The sequence below is a fragment of the Pseudomonas sp. RL genome (assembly GCF_000647775.1).
Lineage (GTDB): Bacteria > Pseudomonadota > Gammaproteobacteria > Pseudomonadales > Pseudomonadaceae > Serpens > Serpens flexibilis.
On record NZ_JBOY01000199.1, the window covers coordinates 1 to 2,527 of the forward strand.

The 2,527-nt window shown below is 68.2% G+C and carries 2 protein-coding genes and 1 pseudogene; 1 reads left to right on the top strand and 2 read right to left on the bottom strand.

The genetic code is table 11. The annotated features are described in order from the left end of the window. Together AS93_RS0118140 and AS93_RS0118145 are read right to left on the bottom strand one after the other, a co-directional pair. On the bottom strand, nucleotides 1-1,229 hold a 1,229-nt coding region (locus tag AS93_RS0118140), incomplete at its 3' end, for an FAD-binding oxidoreductase (protein WP_027591897.1). Between the two features lie 73 nt (nucleotides 1,230-1,302). Further along, nucleotides 1,303-1,791, bottom strand: a complete 489-nt coding sequence (locus AS93_RS0118145) for an Lrp/AsnC ligand binding domain-containing protein (protein ID WP_027591898.1) — start codon at nucleotides 1,789-1,791, stop codon at nucleotides 1,303-1,305. 134 nt (nucleotides 1,792-1,925) lie between these two features. On the opposite strand from AS93_RS0118145, the pseudogene dadA reads away from it, so the two are divergent. Further along, nucleotides 1,926-2,527 (top strand): annotated as a pseudogene (dadA, locus tag AS93_RS0118150) (D-amino acid dehydrogenase); the annotation flags it as partial.

A 2,527-nucleotide genomic window follows, 5' to 3' on the forward strand; every position in this document is an offset into this window, starting at 1 on the left:
CCGGGGAACGTCAGGTGCGGCACCCGGGCGAACAGGTCGAAGCCGCCGCCCTGCTGGCCGGCGATGGCTTCGGCCAGCAGCTTGCCGGCCAGGTGGGTGGCGTTCAGGCCGTGGCCGGAGTAGGCCTGGGCGAAGTAGACGTTGTCCCGCCCCGGCAGGCGGCCGATCTGCGGCAGGCGGTTGGCGCCGATGCCGATCATGCCGCCCCACTGGAAGTCGATGCGCACGTCGGCCAGCTGCGGGAACACCTTGAGCATCTTGGGCCGCATGTAGGCGGCGATGTCTCGCGGGTCGCGACCGGAATAGTGGCAGGCACCGCCAAACAGCAGGCGGTGATCGGCGGACAGACGAAAATAATCCAGCGCCACGCGCTGGTCGCACAGCGCCATGTTCTGCGGGATCAACTGGCGGGCGCGCGCTTCGCCCAGCGGCTCGGTGGCGATGATGTAGCTGCCGGCGGGCAGCACCTTGCCGCCCAGGGTCGGCTCCAGGTCGCCCAGGTAGGCGTTGCCGGCCAGCACCAGGCTGTCGGCTTCCACCTGGCCATGCGGCGTGTGCACGCGCACCCGGGCGCCGTAGTCCAGGCGGGTGACCGGCGACTGCTCGAACAGGCGCACGCCGAGCTGCGCGGCGGCGGCCGCCTCGCCCAGCGCCAGGTTGAGGGGGTGCAGGTGGCCCGAGCCCCGGTCGATCATGCCGCCCACGTAGCGTTGGGAGTCGATCACTTGTGGCAGCTCCGCCGCGTCGAGCAGGCGCAGCTCGTGCGGGTAGCCGAGGGCGAGCAGATCCTCGCGTTCGGCGGCGAAGTCCTCCAGATGCACGGGCGTGTTGGCCAGGTCGCAATAACCCCAGGTCAGGTCGCAGTCGATGGCGTGGCGTTCGATGCGCCGGCGCACCAGCTGCACCGCCTCCAGCCCCATGCGCTTGAGTTCGCGCACGCCGTCGGCGCCGAGTTGGGGGGCGAAGCGTTGCAGGTCGTGGCCCAGGCCGCGAATGAGCTGGCCGCCATTGCGGCCGCTGGCGCCCCAGCCGATCTGCCGGGCCTCCAGGAGGATCACCGACAGGCCGCGCTCGGCCAGTTCCAGCGCGGTGTTCAGACCGCTGAAGCCGCCGCCGACGATGCACACATCGGCGCGCTGGCCGCCTTGCAGGGTGGGGAATTCCAGCGAGCGGTTGCGGCTGGCGGCGTAGTAGGACGGGGCGTGCAAGTGTGGCGGCGCGGCGCTCATGTGCGGAATTCCGTGGCGGCTGTGCGGGAATTTTTACGCAGGGTAGTCGCCACGCCGGCTCGCCGACAAGCTGTTATCCCGGAACCGGCAGTTGCAGGGTTTCTTTCAGCTCCTCCATGACGATGTAGCTCTTGGATTCGCGCACATGGGGCAGCTTGAGCAGGATGTCGCCGAGCAGCTTGCGGTAGGAGGCCATTTCCGAGATGCGCGCCTTGATCAGGTAGTCGAAGTCGCCGGACACCAGGTGGCACTCCAGCACCTGCGGCAGCTTGAGCACGGCGCGGCGGAATTCCTCGAAGATGTCCCCGGACTTGTAGGCCAGGTTGATTTCCACGAATACCAGCAGACCGGCCTTGAGCGTGTGGGGATTGAGCCGCGCGCTGTAGCCGAGGATCACCCCTTCGCGCTCCATGCGCCGCACCCGCTCGGTGCAGGGCGTGGTGGACAGACCGACCCGCTCGCCCAGCTCGGTGAAGGAAATCCGCCCCTCCTCCTGCAGGATGCGCAGGATGTGACGGTCGATCTTGTCCAGTTCACGACGCACCTGGTGTTCGCTGCGCATAGTGAATCTTCCTGTGTGAAGCGGATTGGCTGAAGGTTTATCGCCAATATAGTTCGCTAAATGGTGAATAACACCAGCCAGCAATTCGTAGACTCGGCTCATCACAAGTGGGCTCCAACAGCGGGGAGGTCGCGATGCGCGTACTGGTACTGGGTGGCGGTGTCATCGGCACGGCGAGTGCCTACTATCTGGCCCGTGAGGGCTTCGAGGTGGTGGTGGTCGACCGCCAGCCCGGGCCCGCGCTGGAAACCAGCTACGCCAACGCCGGCCAGGTGTCACCCGGCTATGCCGCGCCCTGGGCCGCGCCCGGCGTGCCGCTCAAGGCCATCAAGTGGCTGTTCCAGCGCCACGCGCCGCTGGCGATCCGCTTCACCGCCGACCCGGCCCAGTACCTGTGGATGGCGCGCATGCTGCGCAACTGCACCACCGCGCGTTACGCGGTCAACAAGGAGCGCATGGTGCGGCTGGCCGAGTACAGTCGCGATTGCCTGGACGAGCTGCGCGCCGAAACCGGCATCGCCTACGAAGGGCGCCAGCTGGGCACTACCCAGCTGTTTCGCAGCCAGGCGCAGCTGGACGCGGCGGCCAAGGACATCGCCGTGCTGGAACGCAGCGGCGTGCCCTACGAGCTGCTCGACCGCGCCGGCATCGCCCGCGTCGAACCGGCGCTGGCGACGGTGACTGATCGGCTGGCCGGCGCCCTGCGCCTGCCCAACGACCAGACCGGCGACTGCCA